Annotated in this window: 13 protein-coding genes, 1 tRNA gene, 2 rRNA genes and 1 pseudogene (1 of these 17 running past the window's edge); 9 read left to right on the plus strand and 8 right to left on the minus strand. The window is 68.4% G+C overall.

Annotated elements, in window-relative coordinates; genetic code table 11:
• The first annotated feature begins 68 nt into the window (after nucleotides 1-68).
• From PGN14_RS07660 to PGN14_RS16850, 4 genes and pseudogenes are all read left to right on the plus strand, one after another.
• Nucleotides 69-1448: an APC family permease gene (locus PGN14_RS07660; RefSeq protein WP_335298889.1), complete on the plus strand. Its 1380-nt coding sequence runs from the start codon at nucleotides 69-71 to the stop codon at nucleotides 1446-1448.
• The gene (locus PGN14_RS07665) at nucleotides 1445-2368 is read left to right on the plus strand and encodes a carbohydrate kinase family protein (protein WP_335298891.1); all 924 of its coding nucleotides are present in this window, start codon (nucleotides 1445-1447) and stop codon (nucleotides 2366-2368) included. Before PGN14_RS07660 ends, PGN14_RS07665 begins: the two co-directional genes overlap by 4 nt.
• Nucleotides 2352-3731 carry a family 4 glycosyl hydrolase gene (locus PGN14_RS07670; RefSeq protein WP_335298893.1) on the plus strand — a complete coding sequence of 460 codons (1380 nt, stop codon included), beginning with the start codon at nucleotides 2352-2354 and terminating at the stop codon, nucleotides 3729-3731. The genes PGN14_RS07665 and PGN14_RS07670 overlap by 17 nt, the downstream gene beginning before the upstream one ends.
• Nucleotides 3732-3748: 17 nt before the next feature.
• A pseudogene (locus PGN14_RS16850) lies at nucleotides 3749-4879 on the plus strand (M61 family metallopeptidase); the annotation flags it as partial.
• Between the two features lie 293 nt (nucleotides 4880-5172).
• Here PGN14_RS16850 and PGN14_RS07675 read toward each other — a convergent pair.
• The gene (locus PGN14_RS07675) at nucleotides 5173-5460 is read right to left on the minus strand and encodes a hypothetical protein (RefSeq protein WP_335298894.1); all 288 of its coding nucleotides are present in this window, start codon (nucleotides 5458-5460) and stop codon (nucleotides 5173-5175) included.
• A gap of 89 nt (nucleotides 5461-5549) precedes the next feature.
• Here PGN14_RS07675 and PGN14_RS07680 point away from each other — a divergent pair, with 89 nt between their 5' ends.
• The 3 genes from PGN14_RS07680 to PGN14_RS07690 all read left to right on the plus strand — a co-directional run bounded on the left by PGN14_RS07680 (nucleotide 5550) and on the right by PGN14_RS07690 (nucleotide 11660).
• A complete protein-coding gene (locus PGN14_RS07680) occupies nucleotides 5550-7580 on the plus strand; it encodes a phosphocholine-specific phospholipase C (RefSeq protein ID WP_335298895.1) in 2031 nt (676 codons plus the stop codon).
• Nucleotides 7577-10435, plus strand: a complete 2859-nt coding sequence (gene galA / locus PGN14_RS07685) for a beta-galactosidase GalA (RefSeq protein ID WP_335298896.1) — start codon at nucleotides 7577-7579, stop codon at nucleotides 10433-10435. The genes PGN14_RS07680 and galA overlap by 4 nt, the downstream gene beginning before the upstream one ends.
• A gap of 73 nt (nucleotides 10436-10508) precedes the next feature.
• Complete coding sequence (locus PGN14_RS07690; protein ID WP_335299192.1) at nucleotides 10509-11660, plus strand: MFS transporter; 1152 nt, start codon at nucleotides 10509-10511, stop codon at nucleotides 11658-11660.
• A 23-nt stretch (nucleotides 11661-11683) separates the two neighbouring features.
• Here the strand turns inward: PGN14_RS07690 and PGN14_RS07695 are convergent, their stop codons facing one another.
• From PGN14_RS07695 to PGN14_RS07710, 4 genes are read right to left on the minus strand one after another with little or no spacing between them, the layout of a single operon-like run.
• The gene (locus PGN14_RS07695) at nucleotides 11684-12259 is read right to left on the minus strand and encodes a DUF3237 domain-containing protein (RefSeq protein ID WP_335298898.1); all 576 of its coding nucleotides are present in this window, start codon (nucleotides 12257-12259) and stop codon (nucleotides 11684-11686) included.
• Between the two features lie 23 nt (nucleotides 12260-12282).
• Entirely contained in the window at nucleotides 12283-14112 is a 1830-nt protein-coding gene (locus PGN14_RS07700) for a CocE/NonD family hydrolase (protein WP_335298900.1), read from the minus strand.
• A 25-nt stretch (nucleotides 14113-14137) separates the two neighbouring features.
• Nucleotides 14138-15433, minus strand: a complete 1296-nt coding sequence (locus PGN14_RS07705) for a serine hydrolase domain-containing protein (protein WP_335298901.1) — start codon at nucleotides 15431-15433, stop codon at nucleotides 14138-14140.
• 10 nt (nucleotides 15434-15443) lie between these two features.
• Complete coding sequence (locus tag PGN14_RS07710; RefSeq protein WP_335299193.1) at nucleotides 15444-16754, minus strand: TonB-dependent receptor; 1311 nt, start codon at nucleotides 16752-16754, stop codon at nucleotides 15444-15446.
• A 14-nt stretch (nucleotides 16755-16768) separates the two neighbouring features.
• Between PGN14_RS07710 and PGN14_RS07715 the strand changes: the two genes are divergently transcribed.
• A protein-coding gene (locus tag PGN14_RS07715) for an IS3 family transposase (protein ID WP_335298903.1) occupies nucleotides 16769-17937 on the plus strand; the annotation gives its coding sequence in 2 pieces (ribosomal slippage) (nucleotides 16769-17033 and nucleotides 17033-17937; 1170 coding nt in all).
• Nucleotides 17938-18061: 124 nt separating this feature from the next.
• A complete protein-coding gene (locus tag PGN14_RS07720) occupies nucleotides 18062-18667 on the plus strand; it encodes a hypothetical protein (protein WP_335298904.1) in 606 nt (201 codons plus the stop codon).
• 165 nt (nucleotides 18668-18832) lie between these two features.
• Here PGN14_RS07720 and PGN14_RS07725 read toward each other — a convergent pair.
• From PGN14_RS07725 to PGN14_RS07735, 3 genes are all read right to left on the minus strand, one after another.
• Nucleotides 18833-18909 (minus strand) — tRNA-Met (locus tag PGN14_RS07725).
• Nucleotides 18910-18976: 67 nt separating this feature from the next.
• A 5S ribosomal RNA gene (gene rrf / locus PGN14_RS07730) occupies nucleotides 18977-19091 on the minus strand.
• Between the two features lie 128 nt (nucleotides 19092-19219).
• Nucleotides 19220-21130: ribosomal RNA gene (locus PGN14_RS07735) — 23S ribosomal RNA — on the minus strand; it runs 915 nt beyond the window's last position.

Here is a 21130-nt window from a genome sequence, read left to right on the forward strand (position 1 = left end):
ATGAACGACGCATCGCAGATGTTGGGAGGCCGTCCGGCCCCGGCGACCGCCGCCCGGCCGGCTCGCGCATGACGTCCGCGTCGCTCTCTGATCGCGTCGCAACCCCGCCGCGTTCGCTGGGATTGGCGGGCGGCCTGTCGGCCAACCTCCTCAACATGATCGGCGTCGGTCCGTTCATCACCATCCCGCTGGCGCTGGCGGCGATGGGCGGACCGCAGGCGCTGCTCGGGTGGCTGCTGGGCGCGCTGCTGTGCGCCTGCGACGGGCTGGTCTGGGCGGAGCTGGGCTCGACCCTGCCGCGCTCGGGCGGGCCGTTCCACTATCTGCGCGAGGCCTATGGGCCGGCGCGCCTCGGTCGCCTCTTCGGCTTCCTCTATCTGTGGCAGACGTTGCTGATCGGTCCGATGTCGATCGCCTCGGGAACGGTCGGGCTGGCGCATTATGCGACCTTCATCTGGCCCTCGCTCACCGGCTGGGGCGTCGCCGCGCTGGCGGGCGCGATCTGCCTGCTCAACACCGGGCTGCTGTGGCGCGACGTGCGATCGATCCAGCGATTGTCGATCGCGGTCAGCGCGATCGTCATCGCCGCCTGCCTGTGGATCATCCTGAGCGGCGCGCTGCATTTCGACGCCGGCCGCGCCTTCTCCTTCCCGCCCGGCGCGTTCACGCCCACCACCGCCTTCTGGACCGGGCTGGGCGCGGCGACGCTGATCGGCGTCTATGATTATGGCGGCTACAATGCGGTGTGCATGCTGGGCGGCGAGGTGCGCGACGCGCGCCGCACCATCCCGCGCGCGGTGCTGATCTCGATCCCGCTCGTCGCCCTGCTGTACGTCGGCCTGAACCTGTCGATCATCGGCGTGCTGCCGTGGCGGCAGGCGATGAAGAGCGAGGCGGTGGTCGCGGACTTCATGCAGGCGATCTACGGCTCGGCGGGCGGCGTCACCGTCGCGGTGCTGATCCTGATCGCCAGCTGGGGATCGGCGCTGATCGTCCTCTTGGGCTATTCGCGCGTCCCCTATGCCGCCGCGATCGAGGGCGAGTTCTTCGCCCCCTTCGCCCGGCTCCACCCGCGCGGCCGCTTCCCGACCGTCTCGCTGCTGTTCATGGGCATCGCCTCCGCCGCGGCGTGCCTGGTGTCGCTCGACAATCTCATCGCGGCGCTGATCGTGGTGCAGACGCTGTTCCAATATACCGCGCAATGCTTCGCCATCGTCCTGCTGCGCCGCCAGCGCCGCGGCGATGCACAGGGCGCGTTCCGCATGCCGCTCTACCCGCTGCCGCTGGTCGTGACGCTGATCGGCTGGCTGTTCATCGTCGGCACCAGCCGCGCGGTCCATATCGTCGGCGGCATCGCCGCGATGGCGATCGGCACCGCGGTGTTCCTGGCGATCGCACGGACGCGCGGCACCTGGCCCTTCGCGCCCGACGGGAGCGCTTCGCAATGACCCAACCCTATGACGTCGCCGTCGTCGGCGAGATCTACGTCGACCATGTCTTCAGCGGCTTTCCGACCTGGCCCGCACCGGGCGAGGAAGTCGTCACCGATGCCTATACGCGCGAGATGGGCGGCGGCGCGGCGGCGACCGCGTGCGGACTGGCGAAGCTGGGCCGCCGCGTCGCGCTGGTCGGGCTGGTCGGCGCCGACGACGTTTCATGGTTCCGCGAGCGCCTCGCCGCCTACGGCGTGGCCGCGGACGGCCTGATCGTCGGCGACGGCGCGACCGGCACCACGATCAGCGTCTCGACCGCGCAGGATCGCTCCTTCTTCACGCATATCGGGGTCAACCGGCAGGTCGCGGCGCTCGCAGCCGGCGACGGGCTGGCCACGCTGCGCCGCGCGCGCCACGTCCATTTCGCGATGCCGCTGCCCCGGTCTGTGGCGGATGCGGTGCTGCCGGTCCTGGCCGCCGCGGGCATCTCCACCTCGCTCGACATGGGGTTCCAGCCGGCCTGGCTCGCCGATCCGCTCAACGCGCCGACGCTGGCCGCGGTCGATCACCTGATGCCGAACGAGAAGGAAGCGGAGCTGATCTGCGGCAGCCCCGACCCCAGCGTCTATCTGGCCCATGCGCGACGCGCTGGCCTGCGCCACCCGATGCTGAAGCTGGGCGCGCGCGGTGCCGCCGCGCTGGTGGGCAACACCCTCGTGCGGGTCGCACCCCCCAAGGTGGCGGCGGTGGACGCGACCGGCGCAGGCGATGCGTTCGACGCCGGCTTCATCGATGCGCTGCTCGACGACGGCGACGCGACCGCGCGGCTGCGACGCGGCTGCCTGACCGGCGCGCTGTCCACCCGCGCGCCGGGTGCGCTCGCCGCCCTTCCCGATCCCCACGAACTCCGGAGCTTCCATGACCGCACCTACTGACCGCAAGCTGACGCTGATCGGCGGCGGCGGCGTCCGCACCCCCCTCGTCACCTTCGGCGTCAACGATGCGGCCGAGGCGCTCGGCGCGCGCGAGCTGGTGCTGTGGGATCCGGATGCCGATCGCCTCGCCATCATGGCGGCGCTGGGCCGCGCCATCGTGCGGGCGGAAGGCGGCGACCTGATCGTGCGCGAGGCCCGCTCGATCGAGGATGCGGTCGAGGGTGCCGCTTTCGTCATGAACTCGATCCGCGTCGGCGGCATCGCCGGGCGCGCCGCGGACGAGCGCACCGCGATCGAGCACGGCTTCCCCGGGCAGGAGACGACCGGTCCCGCCGGCGCGGCGATGGCGCTGCGCACCGTGCCGATCGCGATCGGACAGGCACAGCTGGTCGAGCGGCTGAGCCCCGATGGCTGGATCGTCAATTTCACCAACCCCGCCGGCCTCATCACCCAGGCGATCAGCGACCATACGAATGCCAAGGTCGTCGGCATCTGCGACACGCCGACCGAGCTGTTCCACAATATCGCGCACGCGCTGGGCGCGACGCTGGCCGATGTCGAGTGCGACTATGTCGGCCTCAACCATCTCGGCTGGGTGCGCGGCATCCGCCTGCATGGCGAGGACGTGTTCGACCGCGTGCTGGCGGACGACGCCATCCTCGACAAGCTCTATACCGCGCCGGTGTTCGACAAGGCGATGATCCGCGCGCTGCGGCTGATCCCGACCGAATATCTGTTCTTCTATTACGAGCGCCGCCGCGCGCTGGCCAACCAGTGCAAGCACGGGTCGAGCCGCGGGACGGAGGTGGAGGCGCTCAACGTCGAGCTGATCGCCACGCTGCGCGATCGCCTCTCCGCCGACGACGGCGCGGGCGCGATCGCCGCCTATGCCGCCTATCTCAACCGCCGTTCCGGCTCGTACATGAAGCTGGAGGCAGAGGGCGGGTCGGCGTTCGATCCCGAATCGACCTTCGACATCGATCCGTTCCGCGTCGCCAGCGGCTATCACCGCATCGCGATCGACGTGATGAGCGCGCTGACCGGCGCGAAGCCGGCGACGATCGTCGTCAACACCCACAACAAGGGCGCGCTGCCCGACCTGCCCGAACGGTCGATCGTCGAAACCTCGTCGCGGATCGAGCGTGACGCGATCACCCCGCTGCCGATCGCACCGTTGCCCGATCCCGCGATCGGGCTGGTCCATGGCATCAAGGCGTATGAGCGCGCCGCGATCGAGGCGGCGCTGACCGGCGAGCGCCCGACCGCGCGCAAGGCGCTGCTGATCCACCCGGCGATCGGCGAATGGGATCCCACCGGCGCGCTGCTGGCGGATCTGCTCGATCCGACATGCCAGCATTGCTGAGCCATCGCGGCGCGGCGATGCTGGCGCTGCCCCTGATCGGGGCGGCACCGGCATCGTCGCCCGCCCCCACGATCGCGATCGCGGTCGACGCCACCGACGTGGCGCACGGCATCGTCAGCGTGGTCGAGACGCTGCCCGTCGAGCGCGCCGGCGCGATGGTGCTGCGCTATCCGCAGTGGATCCCGGGCACGCATCACGCCGCCGGTCCGATCGCGCGGCTGTCCGGCCTTCGCTTCATGCAGGACGGCCGGACGCTGCCATGGCGCCGCGATCCCGCCGACTCCTATGCCTTCCGGGTGGAAACCTCCACCGGGTTGCCGGTGGTCGCGACGTTCCGCTATCTCTCGCCGACCGCGTCCGCGCAGGGCGATATGACGATGACACCCGCGATGACGATCCTGTCGTGGCACACCGTATCGCTCTACCCCGCCGGGCGCGGCGTCGCCGACCTTCCGGTGCGCGCCAGCGTGACCTTCCCGACCGGCTGGCGCTCCGCCAGCGCCTTGCGTCCCGGCCTGTCGGACGATCGCGTCGCCTATCCGACGGTCAGCTACGAAACGCTGGTCGACTCGCCCGTGCTGGCCGGACGGCACATGCGATCGGCCGACCTCGCGGCCGGCATCCGGCTGGACATGGCGGCGGACCGGGCGGAGCAGCTCGCCGCCTCGCCCGATCAACTCGCGCGCCACGCCGCGATGGTGCGGCAGGCGCTGGCCGTCTTCGGCCGCCCGCCGTTCGATCGTTACGACTTCCTGCTGTGGCTGTCGGACACGATGGACAATCAGGGGCTGGAGCATCGCCGCTCCTCCGAAAACGGCGTTCCGGCCGGCTACTTCACGCAATGGCCGCGCATGGCGGCGCGGCGCAACCTGCTGGCGCACGAGTTCACCCATGCGTGGAACGGCAAATATCGTCGCCCCGCCGGCCTGCTGACGTCCGATTATGCGCAGCCGATGCAGGGGAACCTGCTGTGGATGTACGAGGGCCAGACCCGCTTCTGGGATCAGGTGCTTCAGGCACGCGGCGGCATGGTGTCGCGGCAGGATACGCTGGATGCGCTCGCCCGCGTCGCGGCCTATTACGCGCAGGCGCCCGCGTTCGACTGGCGCAGCATCGAGGATACCACCAGCGACGTCCTGTCCCCGGACGCGCGCACCTGGCCCGACGAACAGGGATCGTCGGATTATTACGAAGCCGCCAAGCTGGTGTGGCTGGAGGCGGACCAGTTGATCCGGCACGATACCGGCGGCCGGCGATCGCTCGACGATGTCGCCCGCCGCTTCCTGGCGGTCGAGCGCGCGGATGCGCCGACCTCGACCTATGGTCGCGCCGACATCGTCGCGGCCCTGTCCGCGGTCATGCCCTATGACTGGGACGGCTTCCTGCGCACCTATGTCGAGACGCCGCATCGGCCGCCGCTCGGCTGGATCGAGCGTGGCGGCTATCGGCTGGCCTTCGTGGCCGAGCCGACGCCCTTCTGGCGCTCGATCGAGTATCGCAACGGGGTGGTTGACCTGCGCCATTCGATCGGCTTGTCGGTGTCGTCGGACGGCACGGTGCATGATGTCGCGTGGAACGGCCCCGCGTTCCACGCCGGCCTCGCCCCCGGCGCCTCCATCGTCAATATCGGGCACGACCGCTTCTCGGCCCACGCGCTGCTGCGCGCGATCGCGGCGCGTCGGCCGTTGCGGATGACGGTGCGCCAGAGCGGCGAGCGACGCGCCGTCACGATCGGCTGGACCGGCGGGTTGCGCTATCCGACGCTCGTCCCCGCGCACGCCGCGCGCCGCGGGAACTGGACAGGATGCTCACGCCGCTGTGACCGACCGCCGCGCCTTCCTCGCCGCCGGGATCGCGGCGGCGACTGTCCCCGCCGCGATCGCGCGTGCGCTGGCGATTCCCGCCGACGTGCGCAGCGGGACGATCCGCGATGTCGACCATGTCGTCATCCTGATGCAGGAAAACCGCGGCTTCGATCATTATTTCGGCACACTGCGCGGCGTGCGCGGCTTCGGCGATCCGCTGCCCATTCCGCTGCCGGACGGGCGCGACATCTGGTCGCAGGAGGCAGCCGGCGGGCGGCTGGTCGCGCCGTTCCATCTGTCAACGCAGGCGCACTTCGACGTCATGCGGGTCGCGGGCACGCCGCACACCTGGCCCGACGCACAGGCTGCGTGGGACCATGGCCGGATGAGCCGCTGGGCCGCGGCGAAGACCGATCGCGCGATGGGCCATTATGCGCGCGCCGACCTGCCGTTCCAGTTCGCGCTCGCCGAGGCGTTCACGCTGTGCGACGCCTATCACGCCGCGATCCAGACCGGCACCAACACCAACCGCCTGATGCTGTGGACCGGCACCAACGATCCCGCCGGCGCCCATGGCGGCCCCGCGATCGGCAATTCGCACGACAGCCTGCCCGTCGCGGGCGGCTGGCCCGAACCCTATCGCTGGACGACCTATCCGGAGCGGTTGCAGGCGGCCGGCGTCGACTGGCGCATCTATCAGGACGTGGCCGACAATTTCACCGACAATCCGCTGGTCGGGTTCGCCGCCTATCGCGACGCGCCGCCGGGATCGCCGCTGCACGATCGCGCGATGACCACCCACGATGTGTCGCGGTTGCGCGCCGACGTGCGCGCCGGAACGCTGCCGCAGGTGTCGTGGATCATCGCCGACGCCGCCGCGTCGGAACATCCCGATCCGTCCAGCCCGGCGCAGGGCGCGGCCTATACCGCCGCCGTGCTCGACGCGCTGACCGCCAATCCGGCGGTCTGGGCGCGCACCGCGCTGTTCGTGATGTTCGACGAGAACGACGGCTTCTTCGACCACGTCCCGCCGCCTGCCCCGCCCTCGCCCGACGCCTCCGCGCCGGGCGGCTTCGCGGGCGCATCGGTGGTCAACACCAGCGGCGAATATCATCGCGTCGCCAGCGTCGCCGATGCGAAGGCGGACGATCCGGCCTGTCGCGGGCGTCCCTATGGCCTCGGCCCGCGCGTGCCCTGCTATGTCGTCTCGCCGTGGAGCCGCGGCGGCTGGGTCACATCGCAGGTGTTCGACCACACCTCGGTGATCCGCTTCCTCGAACGACGCTTCGGGGTGATCGAGCCCAATATCTCGGCGTGGCGACGCGCCGTCTGCGGCGACCTGACCGGCGCCTTCGACTTCGCACATCCGCACCGCGCGCCGTCGCCGCGCCTGCCCGATCCGCGCCCCGTCGCCGCGCGCGCCGCCGCGCTGGCGACGCAGCCGCGCCCCGATGCCCCAACCGCAGGCACGCGCCCGACGCAGGAGGCGGGCGTGCGGCGCTCGCGCGCGCTCCCCTATGCGCTCGACGCCCGCGTCGCCGCGGTGGAGAGCGACGCGGTCCGGCTCGACCTTCATTGCACCGGCGCGCCGGCCGTGATCCACGTCTATGATCGCCTGCGCCTCGATCGCGTGCCGCGGCGCTACACGCTGGCCGCCGGCGCGCCGCTCGCCGCGGTCTGGCCGCTCGACGCCACAGGGCGCTACGATCTGTGGCTCCTGGGTCCCAACGGCTTCCATCGCCATGTCGCGGGTGACCGCCGCGCGCGCGCCGTCGCATGGCGGTTCGATCCGTCGGGAAACACCCTGTCGGTCACCGCCGCCGCCGGGCTGGACGTACGATCGCTGCGCCATCCCGCGGCGCATCCCGGCTGGCACAGCGATGGCGGCACGGTGCGGCTGCCGCTCGGCGCGACCGGGGGCTGGTACGATATCCTGATCACCGACCCTGCCGACCCGACCTTCCGGCAGCGGCTGGCGGGACGACACGAGACCGGCGCGCCGTCCTGGTCGGAGCCGCCGCTCACCGGCGAGATGCCGGCATGAGCGGGCCATCGCGCCGTCATGTCCTCGCCGGGTCGGCGGCCGTGCTGGCCGCCGGTCATGCGCCGTCGCTCGCGCGCCCGGCGCCCCTGCTGACGAACGCGCCGTCGCCGCGCGAAACGCTGTCGCTCGACACCGGGTGGCGTTTCCACGAAGGCGACCTGCCCTTTCCCCCGATCCTCGATCACGAGGCGGCCTATGCCCATGCCAAGGCCGGCAATGCGGGCGGCGCCGCGGCGGCCGATTATGACGACAGCGACTGGACGGCGCTGTCGATCCCGCACGACTGGGCGCTGGGACAGCCGTTCGACCGCACCGCCAACATCGACCAGGGGTTCCGCCGCCGCGGCATCGGCTGGTATCGCCGGACCTTCGCGCTGGACGACGCGGATCGCGACCGCCACCTCGAACTACGCTTCGACGGCATCGCCACCCATTGCACCGTCTGGATCAACGGCACGCTGGCGCACCGGCATTTCAGCGGCTTCACCGGCTTCACGATCGATCTCGGCGCGTTCGCGCTGTTTGGCGACGACCTCAACACGCTCGCGATCCGCGTCGATGCGGAGGCGACGGAGGGCTGGTGGTACGAGGGTGCGGGCCTGTATCGCCACGCCTGGCTGGTCAAGCGCGACCCGGTCCACATCGCGACCGATGGCGTGCATTGCCATCCGCGGCGCGACGGCACCGCCTGGCACCTCCCGGTCGCCGCGACGATCGCCAACACCGGCGCACGCGCCGCCGACATCACGGTCGAGGCGACGCTGTTCGATCCGGACGACCGCCCGATCGCGCGGCAACGGACGAGCGTGTCGGTCGCGCCATCGGCCAGCACGGTCGCCGCGGCGACGATCGCGGTGACGGCGCCTGCGCTCTGGTCACCGGATCGCCCCACGCTGTATCGGCTGCACACCGCGGTGATCGCGAACGACCGCATTACCGATGCGGTCGACACGACGATCGGCTTCCGCACGCAACGCTTCGATGCGCAGCACGGCTTCTTCCTCAACGATCGACCGCTGAAGATCCGCGGTGTCTGCGTGCATCAGGACCATGCCGGGGTCGGCGTCGCGGTGCCCGACAGCCTGTGGGACTTCCGCCTGCGGCGGTTGAAGGAGATGGGCGCCAACGCGATCCGCTGCGCGCACAATCCCCCCGCCGCCGAGCTGCTCGACGCCGCCGACCGGCTGGGCATGATGGTGATGGACGAGCATCGCGAACTCAGCGCCGCGGACGACGCGCTCGACCGGCTGGCGTGGCTGATCCGCCGCGATCGCAACCATCCCAGCGTCATCCTGTGGTCGCTCTGCAACGAGGAATCGTTGCAGGCGAGCGCGACCGGCGTGGCGATGATCCGGCGGATGAAGGCGGTGGTGCGCACGCTCGACCGCGACCGCCCGATCACCGCCGCGCTCAACGGCGCGATGTTCGCGCGGCCCAATATCGCCGACGAACTGGACGTGGTCGGCTTCAACTACGGCACCGCGCACTACGACCGCTACCATGCCGCCTTCCCCGATCGCGCGCTGCTAAGCTCGGAGGACACCTCCGCCTATATGACCCGCGGCGCGCTCGCGACCGATCGCGCGGCGCATGTGCTGGCCGATGACGACAGCGAACATGCCGGCTGGGGCCTCAGCCACCGCGAGGCATGGCGGTCGATCGCGACCCGCCCGTTCATGGCGGGCGGCTTCGCCTGGACGGGGTTCGACTATCGCGGCGAACCGACGCCGTTCGACTGGCCGAGCACCGGCGCATCGTTTGGCGCGATGGACCAAAGCGGCTTCGCCAAGAGCGCCTTCCATATCCGCCGCGCGCTGTGGACGCCGGACCAGCCGGTGCTCGAACTCTCGCCGCACTGGACATGGCCCGGCCGCGAGGGACAGGCGATCGCGCTGCTGGTCGTCGCCAATGCCGACCGCGTCGTGCTGCGGCTAAACGGGCGCATCGTCGCCGATGTCGCGGTGGACCCCTTCGCGATGGCGCGCGTCACCATCCCCTATGCGCCGGGGCGGCTGGAGGCGATCGGCTATCGCCGCGGGCTGCCCGTGATCCATCGCCGGGTCGAAACCGCAGGCGTGCCGGTCGCGTTGCGCCTCGTCCCCGATCGCACCGTGCTGGCGGGGGACGGCCGCGACACCGTCCCGGTCACGATCGAGGCGGTCGACGCGCAGGCGCGCGCGGTGCCGGTGGCGCAGCACGCCGTGCATCTCCACGTCGAAGGCGGCAGGATCCTGGGCGTCGGCAACGGCGATCCGAACAGCCATGAAAGCGACCTGCCCGCACCCGGTGGCGGCAGCGCGTCACGCCGGCTGTTCAACGGTCTGGCGCAGGTGCTCGTCCAGACGGACGGCGGGCACCGGCTGACGCTGTCGGCGCGCGCGGACGGCCTGTCCATGGCGCAGGTGACGCTCGCGGTCACGCCACACACCATCCCCACCGTCGCGCCACAAGAGGGACGCCAGCGCCTCACCGAATGGCGTCAGGCACCCGCCAGCGCCACGCCGCCCGACATCGCCCGCCCGATCGCGGAGGGCGACATGAACAGCTGGGCCTGGCTGAAGCCGGGATCGGTCGAGACGGGCGATCCGGCCGCGCGCTACGTGCTGATGCACACCGACTTCGTGCCGCGCCGCCACGTCGCCGCGACCGGCGGGCAGCTCGTCTTCGCCGCGCTGGCGGGTGCGGCGCAGCTGTGGATCGACGGCCGGCTGGTCCATCGCAAGACGGACCCCGCCGCGCGCCGCGTCGAGCTGCCGTTCCCGTCCGGTGCCGCGTCCCGGACGCTCCGCCTCCTGTTCGACACCGGCGGACAGGCGATCCCGTTCGGCCTCGCCGGCAGCGTCACCGTCGCCTGACACCCTTTTCGAAAGATCCCTTGCCGTGCCTTCTTCCCGCGTGTCCGTCGGCCTCGTCCATCTCGTCCTCGCGATGGGCGGCTTCGCGATCGGCACCACCGAATATGCGACGATGAGCCTGCTGCCGTTCTTCTCGGCCGGGTTGCGGGTGGACGAGCCGACCGCGGGGCACGTCATCAGCGCCTATGCGCTGGGCGTGGTGGTCGGCGCGCCGCTGCTGGCGGTGATCGCCAGCCGCTTCAGCCGGCGCCATGTCCTGGTCGGGCTGATGCTGCTGTTCGCGCTCGGCAATCTGCTCAGCGCGCTGGCGCCCAACTATCCGGCGATGCTCGCCTTCCGCTTCGTCAGCGGGCTGCCGCACGGTGCCTATTTCGGCATCGCGTCGCTGGTCGCGGCATCATTGGTCCCGCGCGAGCGCCGCACGCAGGCGGTGGCGCATGTCATGATGGGGCTGACGGTGGCGACGATCGTCGGCGTGCCGCTCGCCAACTGGCTCGGGCAGGCATGGGGCTGGCGCTGGGGGTTCGGCATCGTCGCCGCGATCGCCGCCGCTACTGCGGTGTCGATCGTCCTCGTCGCGCCGCACGATCGCCCCGACGACCGCGGCGGTGCGCTGGCCGAGCTGCGCATCCTGCGCGATCCGCGCATCTGGCTGACGCTGGCGATCGGCGCGATCGGCTATGGCGGGCTGTTCTGCGTCTATACCTATCTGGCCTCGACGCTCATCGCGGTGACGGGCGCGTCGAAGGAGGCGGTGCCGGTCGTGCTGACGATCTTCGGCGTCGGCATGACGCTCGGCAACGTCATCGTGCCGCGCTTTGCCGACCGCGCGCTGATGCCGACCGCGGCCGGCCTGCTCCTCTGGAGCGCCGTCGTGCTCGCGCTGTATGTGGTGGCGGCGCATGCCTTCTGGTCGATCGCGCTGACCGTCTTCGCGATCGGGCTCGGCGGCGGGCTGGGCACCGTGTTGCAGACGCGGCTGATGGATCAGGCAGAGGGCGGCCAAGGCCTCGCCGCCGCGCTCAACCATTCCGCCTTCAACTTCGCCAATGCGCTGGGACCATGGGCCGGCGGGCTGGCGATCGCCGCGGGCTATGGCCTGACCGCGACCGGGTGGGTGGGCTGCCTGCTGTCGCTCGCCGGGCTTGCGATCTGGGCGGTCGCGTGGCTGGACGACCGCGCGGGCGCGGATGGCCGGTTCGCGGGCGCGTCGACGCAGGCGTAGCGCGCCGTCGTTCCCTCCGCCCGTCAGGCGACGCGGCGGACCTGGATCAGCCGGTCATTCTCGTCCGGCCCCTGGGCCAGCGCCATCGCCGGCGGTACCTCGCTGAGCGTCGCGAGGAAGATCGAGCGGTTCAGCCAGTCGTAGCGACCGACCGGCGCGGTGAATTCCGGCACCAGCCGGTATTTCGGCCACTGACCCGATGGCTGCGGATAGGCCAGCCCCTTGTTGTGGATCAGGATGGTGACGCCGTCGTCGGTCTTCAGCCGATATAGCGCGTCCACCACCTCGACGCCGTCCGGCCGCGTTACCGGAAAATCGCCGCCGCCCGGCACCACCTTCCCCCGAATGTTCGGCCCCTCGAAGCGACCGCCGATGATCGGCCAGATCTCCGTCCGCGCGCCATCCTTGCTCGCGCTGGCCCCCGGGCCGACCGGCTCGGGGGCGCTGCAGGTGACGATCAGGTTCATGACCAGTTCCAGCCGCAGCGGGTCCATGTCGCGCAACGCACCGCCGCCGGTCGCCCCCATCGCGAGCGCCGGCGCGGCTGCGGCCCCGCCGGCGAGCAAGGCGCGGCGCGAGAAGGCAGGAAGGTCGTCCATGATGCACATCCCGGGATAGAGGGTCAGCGGGCCGCCGTGGCGAGCGGATCGGGTCGGCACGGCTGTTTGAGCACGCTGCCGCAGCGCGGGCGCGACGGCGGCACCTTGCGGCCATCGAGCACGCCCAGCACCAGTGCCGACGGATGCGCCGCATCGTGCCAGACCTTGTTGGTGGACGGCAGCGAGACCGGCGCGAAGCCATAGCCGCCCCAGGCGCTCGGCGTGTCGATCCAGATCCGGATGCGCGATCCGGCGCGGAAAACATGGCCGAACTTGTTCAGCTCGACCCGGCCCAGCACCGGCTCTCCCGGCGTCAGCGGCACCATCGTCTCGGGCCGATCCAGCGGGAAGGGACGGAGCGCCGTCGCCTTGCCGTCATCCTGCATCCGGTCCGACAGGCGCAGCCAGCCGCGCTGGACGAACATCTCCTGCCCGTCCGGCCGCACCTCCGTCAGCGTCACCTGCAGATCGGCATCGCTCGCCGTCGCCGACACCCACAGATCGGCGCTGGCCGGGCCATAGGTCAGCAGCGTGCGATCGAGCGGCGGCGAGGTGTAGGCCAGGCTGCCGCGCCGCCAGTCGGCCGGCAACGCCCCCCAGCGATCGGCGTCGAAATCCACGTCCACCGCCACGCCGGGCCGCGGATAGTCATACGCGTCGGGCGTGCCCGCGCCCGCCGCCGTATCGCTCAACAGGCCATCCGCGCCCAGCGCGAAGCGGACCGCGCGTGCGGCGATCGGATAGCGCGCGCCCTCGACCGTGAAGCCGGGCTGCACCGCTTCCTGATAGGCATGCCAGTCCCCGCCCGCCGAATGGCTCTCCAGCCACGCCTCGACATGCGGGCGCTTCTCGAACCCGTTCGCCGTCCCCTTCACGAAGCGGTCGAGGAACGCCAGCAGCGTCGCCCGGAAGCGCGTCGATTCGTACAGATCGTGCCCGCCGTTGGTCTGCACCAGCCACAGCCGCGCCGGATCGAGCGTTTCGTGATAATGACCCTGGCGTGAGGTCACCGCCTCATCCTGAAACGCCTCCATCGACAGCACCGGCACGTCGATGTTCGCGGTGCGCGCCGCCAGATGGCGTTCCTCGATATATTCGTCGCGCAACGGGTGACGGATGAGGATACCGGGGACGCTGTTCGCCTCGGCAGTGCGCAGGTTCGTGGCGACCTGCGTCAGACAGCGCTGGTCCCCCTCCGCCTCCGCGCTCGTTCTGACGGAGGCCCAGCGGTCGTGCAGGAATTCCCACCAGCCCGACACGAACGCCGGCGCCGGCACCCCGCCCGGCGCCCAGCTGTCCAGCCGCGCATCCCCCAGCACCATGCCCGGCGCGATCGCCTTCAGGTGCGGCGGCCGCTCGGCGGCGGTGGCGATCTGCGACATGCCCGCCCATGACCAGTTGGCCATGCCGACCGCGCCGTCCGACCATGGCTGCGCGGCGATGAACTCGATCGCGTCGCGCCCGTCGCGGCCATAGTCGCGCCCCAGGAAATCGAACACACCCTCCGAACAGGCGGTGCCGCGCGCATTGACGCCGAACAAGGCATAGCCATGCTCGACCAACGTCCGGTCGAGGTTGACCGACATCGCGGTATTGTCCGCCAGATAGGCCGCCCCGCCGATCGCACCGGGATCATAGCCGCTGTAGTTGACGATCGTCGGGAACGGCCCCTTCCCCTTCGGCAGCAGCACGCTGTAGCGCAGCCGCGTGCCGTCGCGGGTGATGAGGTAACCGGTCAGCCGCTGTGACCAGAACGGCCGGTGCTGGACGGTCTTCGGCTGATAGCTGGCGACGGGCGGGACTTGCGCCGTCGCCACGTTCGCACCCGCGATCAGCATCGCGGCCAACGCCATTCCTGCGCTCCGGCGGATCATGCCGTCAGCGCCCCGGGGTCCAGGCGGAAATCGCCTGCATCGCGGTGATCGCCTCGCCATACAGTGCGTCCTGCTCCGGCGGGAAATAGCTGAGCTTCACGACGACCGTCTGCGTATCGGGATCGATGAAGATGAACTGCCCCTGGAGGCCCAGCGCATAGAAGGCGTTGGAATTGGTGACCGTCCACCATTGATAGCCATAGCCGCCCATCGGCCCTTCGGGACCGGCCGGCCTGGTCGCCTCCGCGATCCATTGCGGCGAGACGACGCGGTGGCCGTTCGCCATGCCCTTGTCGAGGATCATCTGGCCGAACCGTGCATAGTCGCGCGCGACGGCGTTATAGCCGGCACCCGTGAACTCGCGGCCGACGCCCGGCGGCCCGTCCATGATGAAGAAGCCGTTCGCCTCGGCGCCCAGCGGCTCCCACAATTTTTCCGCCATGTAATGCGCGATCGGCCGCTCGGTCACGCGCTCGACCAGCCAGCCGAGCACCGCGGTGTCGATCGTCTTGTATTCGAACACCGTGCCGGGCGCATTCTTGCGCTTGAGCGTGCGCGCCGCATCGGCGAAGCGGCGAACGTTCTGGATCAGCGCCTGCTCGTGATTCTCCGACGCGATACCGGGCGCCCCGTCATACCGCTCCTCGTAATCGACGCCCGATTTCATCTCCAGGATCTGCCGGATCGTCACCCCGTTATAGGCGCCCGCCTTCAACTCCGGCAGATACTTCACGACCGGATCGTCGAGCGAGGCGATCTTGCCGTCCGCCAGCGCGAAGCCGACCATGGTGGAGGTGAAGGACTTGGCCATCGACCACGACATGAAATGCGTCGTGGCGTCGGTGCGGTTGCGGTACGTCTCGGTGACGATACGACCGTTCTTCATCACGATCAGCGCGTTGGTGAAGGTGCGGTCGAGGAAATCGTCGAAGCCGTAGCTCTTTCCCTGCCAGTCGTAGCGGATCGAGACGGGCGCATCGGCGCGCGGCAGGTTCCAGACCGGCCCGGCACGACCGACGATGCGCGTGTCGAACAACTGGTCCATGTTGTGGAAGTAGAGGCTGTTGGCTTCCGACTTCAGCATCTGGCGACGTATCTGCTGCACCGTCGGCGGCACCGTCGATACCGGTCCCGCGGCGGGCATCGCCGGTGCGGGCGCAGGCGCGGCCTGGCGTTTGCCCGCCGGATAGGCGCTGTTCTGCGCCGCCAGCGGCGCCGCCAGTGCCATCGTGATCGTCGTTGCCAACAGCGTCCCGATCCCGCGCGACAGCCTGATCTTCACGTCCTCGTCCCCCATCATGTTGTTGTCATCAGAAGCGGTAGATGCCGGTCAGCCCCGCGGTGCGCGGCCGAACGGTGACATAGGTGAAGACCGGATCGGCCGCGCTGTAATGCGCGCGCGACAGGTTCGGCTTCTGGTTGAGCGCGTTGTTGACGAACAGCGACAGGTCCAGACCGTCGACGCGCGTGCCGAGGCGGAACGACAGGTCGTTGGTCTCCGCGCTAGGCGTTGCACCGGGGTCATAGCCGACGTTCGCCGGATTCTGCGTCACGTCGGCACGCGAGTATCGCGCCTGATGATCGTAATCGAGCCGCGTGTAGAAGCGCCGCGCGCCGACGTCGAACTGGCCGCCCAGCGACAGGTTGATCGACCACGGCGACCCGGTCAGCTTGTCCCCCCTGGTGACGTAATTGACGCCCAGGCCGGAGGTAACGGTGCGATCGTATCGCGCATCGACATAGCCGGTGGTGAGCCCGAACGTCCAATCCGGCGACAACCGCACCTGCACCGCCAGGTCGAAACCGCGGCTGGATGCCGAGCCGTTGTTGTTGACGAAGCCGCCGCCGCACAATGGCAGATAGACGAACTGCTGGATGTTTTGCCATTTGATGTAATAGGCGCTGGCCTGATATTGCAGCGTGCCGTCGATCGCCTTGCCCTTGGCGCCGCCTTCGTAGCTCCATACCGTGTCCGACTGATACTCCGCCGGCGCGCGCTCCAGGCCGAGCGCGTTCAGATTGGCGGCGCATTGCGTCGCATTGACCGGGGCATTGGCCCCGCCGGTGCGGAAACCCTTGGCTGCGCTGGCATAGACCATCGTGTCGGGGGTGATGCGATATTCGATGCCCAGCTTCGGCGTGACCGGCGTCTCCGCCTGCCGGCCGCTGTACACCAGCGACGACGTCCCCGCCCCCGGCCCCGCCTGGAAGGTCGAGAAGTCATAGACCGCGTGCGACACGCGCACCCCCGCGGTCAGCGTCAGCCGGTCGAGCGCGCGCCAGTCGACCTGCGCGAAGCCGGCGATCTGCCGGTCCCTGCCGTCGTTGGTGTTGAGATAGGTGACATTACCGGGCAGCATCGGCGATCCGGTGAACTGCTCGACGCTCAGCACCGTGCCGCCGGTGATGATCGGCGTGATCGCGGCGACCAGCGATGCGTAGAAGGGATCGACGGTCCGCTGATAGCTGTTCTGCCGTGCGTGGCTGTAGAAGCCGCCGATCACCCATTTCAGCCGCGTCTCGGGGTCGGCCGACTGGAGGCGGACTTCCTGCGTGAAATTCCTCTGCCGGTTGAGCTGCCCCCTTCTGAGTGGTCCATCGACTATGACAGTCTGGACCAGGGAAGGGACGAAGAATGCCTGCGAAGAAGCACAAGCCGGAGGAGATCATCGGCAAGCTGCGTGAGGTGGAGATCGTGCTGGGCCAAGGCGGCACGACCGCCGAAGCGTGCCGGCGGATCGCGGTCAGCGAGCAGACCTACTATCGCTGGCGCAAGGAATATGGTGGCCTGAAGACGGACCAGGCGCGTCGGATGAAGGATCTGGAGAAGGAGAACGCCCGGCTGCGGCGTGCGATTTCGGATCTGACGCTGGACAAGCTCATCCTGCAGGAGGCGGCGAAGGGAAACTTCTGAGCCCCGCGCGGCGCCGGCGCTGCATCGACCAGGTCCGGGAGGTGCTGGACGTGTCCGAGCGGCGGGTATGCCGCGTGCTCGGCCAGCACCGGTCAACGCAGCGCAAAGTGCCGTGCGGGGCAGATGATGAGCAGGCGCTCACCGACGACGTCGTCGCGCTGGCGAAGCAGTACGGGCGCTACGGCTACCGCCGGGTGACCGCGCTGCTGCACGCGGCGGGCTGGTCGGTGAACCACAAGCGGGTCGAGCGGATCTGGCGGCGTGAGGGGCTGAAAGTGCCGCAGCGCCAACCGAAACGCGGCCGGCTGTGGCTCAATGACGGCTCCTGCATCCGGCTTCGACCAGAGTATCCGGGGCATGTCTGGGCCTATGATTTCGTCGAGGAGCGTACCCACGATGGGCGCAAGTTCCGCATCCTGACCATCATCGACGAGGCCAGTCGCGAGTGCCTGGCACTGGTCGTGGCACGTCAGCTGCGCCACGAAGACGTGCTGGCCGCGTTGGCCGACCTGTTCGAACGCGGTCCGCCAGCGCACATCAGGTCGGACAACGGCAGCGAGTTCATCGCCACCGCCGTCCAGACCTGGCTCGGCCAGATCGGCGTGAAGACGCTCTACATCGCCCCGGGCTCGCCATGGGAGAACGGCTATAACGAAAGCTTCAACGGGTCGCTTCGCGACGAACTGCTCAATGGCGAGATCTTCTACAGCCTCGCGGAGGCCAGGGTGCTGATCGAGGCGTGGCGCCGTCACTACAACACCGTCCGGCCGCACAGCAGCCTGGGCTACCGCCCGCCGGCCCCGGAAGCGGTGACACCGCCATTACCGGCCTCCGGTTCCGCTTCGCTCCACCTACGCCCGGCAATGGCGGCGGAGACGACAATGCACTAACTAACAAGCCGGACCACCCGGTGGGGGCTGCTCAATACGCACTCCGCTGCTACAATTCTCACGATCGCGGCCTGTCGCTGCGCAGGCGAACGGAGGTGACGGCATGTTGGGGACACCTGCGCTGGTGGCGCTGCTCGCGATGGCGCCGGTGGGCGTCACACACCCCACCCATCGCTGGCGCATCTACCGCAATCAGCGCTTCGGCACGCTGGCGGAGGTTCCGGACGACCTGTTTGGGACCGCGCGGCCCGCGGACAATGGCGACGGCGCGACCTGGACGGCGCGCGGCGGGGCGCGGCTCCGCATCTTCGGCTCGTGGAATGTGCTGGAAGAGACGCCGGCCAGCTACGACGCCTTTCTTCGCAACGGCAGGTCAGGTCGCTACGCGAGCGTCACCTACAAGGTCACGCGACGCGACCTCCTGATCCTGTCCGGCACGCACCAGGGGATGGTCTTCTACGAACGTTACGCCTTTGGCGATCCCTCCGGTGCGATCCACGCGCTGGTACTGGATTATCCCGCCACGGCGCGATCGACCTTCGATCCCATCGTCGCACGCCTGTCCGCCTCGCTCCGCTGGACCCCCGGACGGGCGGGCGAGCGGATCCGCCGCCTCGATCAAGCGCCGCGACGCATCCCTTCCGGACCGGTCCGACAGCGCATCCGTCCGGGCTCGCGCCCAGGATGCATCGTAAAGGTCGGGATCAGGCACCTAAGGCTGTGCTCCTGACGCAACAGCGCTCTGACATTCGCCTGCCCGGTAGCGCGCAGCCGACCCATACGCCACGATTGGCGGCGTGGTGCTTCCAGTGTGCCTCCACGGGCGGTTTGGCCTGATCTCTAGCGGACACGAAAACCCCCGCCAGCTGTCGCTGCGGGGGTGCGGTGGGGGATCTGGTTGCGGGGACAGGATTTGAACCTGTGACCTTCAGGTTATGAGCCTGACGAGCTACCGGGCTGCTCCACCCCGCGCCGGGAGCGGTTTGCTCCGAAGCGTGTGTGACATTGTGAAGGGTTCTTGGATACGCGAGGCTTCAATGCCTGGCAGCGACCTACTCTTCCACTGCTTAGGCAGTAGTACCATTGGCGCGGTCGGGTTTCACGGCCGAGTTCGGGATGGGATCGGGTGGTTCACCGACGCTATGGCCACCAGGCAATGAAGCGTCGCGTATCGCGCTCGCCCGGCGGGTGGCCGGGGAGCGGGTGGGTTTCAAATCGATGCACGTTTTACTGGATGAGGGCGACACCATGCCACCAACGTTGATGTTGGGGGTGTGGAGCTCTCAAGCGCGAATAGGACAATTAGTATCGGTTAGCTCCATGCGTTACCGCACTTCCACATCCGATCTATCAAGGTGATGGTCTTTCACCGTCCTGTGAAATCTTATCTCGAGGGAGGCTTCCCGCTTAGATGCTTTCAGCGGTTATCCCGTCCGTACATAGCTACCCTGCTGCGCCGTTGGCACGACGACAGGTACACCAGAGGTACGTTCAACCCGGTCCTCTCGTACTAGGGTCAACTCCTCTCAAATTTCGACGCCCACGGCAGATAGGGACCAAACTGTCTCGCGACGTTCTGAACCCAGCTCACGTACCACTTTAATTGGCGAACAGCCAAACCCTTGGGACCTGCTCCAGCCCCAGGATGTGATGAGCCGACATCGAGGTGCCAAACAACCCCGTCGATATGAGCTCTTGGGGGTTATCAGCCTGTTATCCCCGGCGTACCTTTTATCCGTTGAGCGATGGCCCTTCCACGAGGGACCACCGGATCACTATGACCGACTTTCGTCTCTGCTCGACTTGTCAGTCTCGCAGTCAGGCTGGCTTATGCCATTGCACTCTAACAGCCGGTTTCCAACCGGCCTGAGCCAACCTTCGCGCGCCTCCGTTACTCTTTAGGAGGCGACCGCCCCAGTCAAACTACCCGCCACAGAGGGTCCCTGTTCCGGCTTCACGGAACGAGGTTAGACATCAGAAAACAACAGGGTGGTATTTCACCTATGGCTCCACACCGGCTGGCGCCAATGCTTCAAAGCCTCCCACCTATGCTACACAGTTCTTTCCTAATGCCACTCTGAAGCTGCAGTAAAGGTGCACGGGGTCTTTCCGTCTAACCGCGGGTACTCCGCATCTTCACGGAGAATTCAATTTCGCTGAGCATGTCCTGGAGACAGTGGGGAAGTCGTTACGCCATTCGTGCAGGTCGGAACTTACCCGACAAGGAATTTCGCTACCTTAGGACCGTTATAGTTACGGCCGCCGTTTACCTGGGCTTCATTTCAGAGCTTGCACCCCTCCACTTAACCTTCAGGCACCGGGCAGGCGTCAGGCCCTATACGTCGTCTTGAAGCCGACTTAGCAGAGCCCTGTGTTTTTGCTAAACAGTCGCTACCCCCTGGCCTGTGCCCCCCGACAGAGCTTGCGCTTAGCCGGGGCCTCCTTCTTCCGAAGGTACGGAGGCAATTTGCCGAGTTCCTTCAGGACACTTCTCTCAAGCGCCTTGGTATACTCTACCAGACCACCTGTGTCGGTTTCGGGTACGGTCTATACGGTGGGGCTATTTCCCGGGACAGTTTCGAAGCACGGCCAATCCGTTAAGGCCGTACAACACACACCATCCGTCACACACCACCAGGCTGCGGAATATTAACCGCATTCCCATCGACTACCCCCTTCGGGCTCGTCTTAGGGGCCGGCTCACCCTGCGCGGATTAGCCTTGCGCAGGAACCCTTGGTCTTTCGGCGAGAGGGCATCTCACCCTCTTTATCGCTACTCATGTCTGCATTCGCACTTCCGATACCTCCACGACCCATTACCAGATCGCTTCGCAGGCTTACGGAACGCTCCGCTACCGCGTGCATTGCTGCACACCCTAAGCTTCGGTGCACGTCTTGAGCCCCGGTACATCTTCGCCGCAGGAACCCTTGTTTAGACCAGTGAGCTGTTACGCTTTCTTTAAAGGATGGCTGCTTCTAAGCCAACCTCCTGGTTGTTTTGGGATTCCCACATGCTTTCCCACTTAGACGTGACTTGGGGACCTTAGCTGTAGGTCAGGGCTGTTTCCCTTTTGACGACGGACCTTAGCACCCGCCGTCTGTCTCCCAGATAGCACTCGCAGGTATTCGGAGTTTGGTTAGGTTTGGTAGATCTCGCGACCCCCTAGCCCATCCAGTGCTCTACCCCCTGCGG

It is taken from the genome of Sphingomonas adhaesiva, assembly GCF_036946305.1.
Lineage (GTDB): Bacteria > Pseudomonadota > Alphaproteobacteria > Sphingomonadales > Sphingomonadaceae > Sphingomonas > Sphingomonas adhaesiva_B.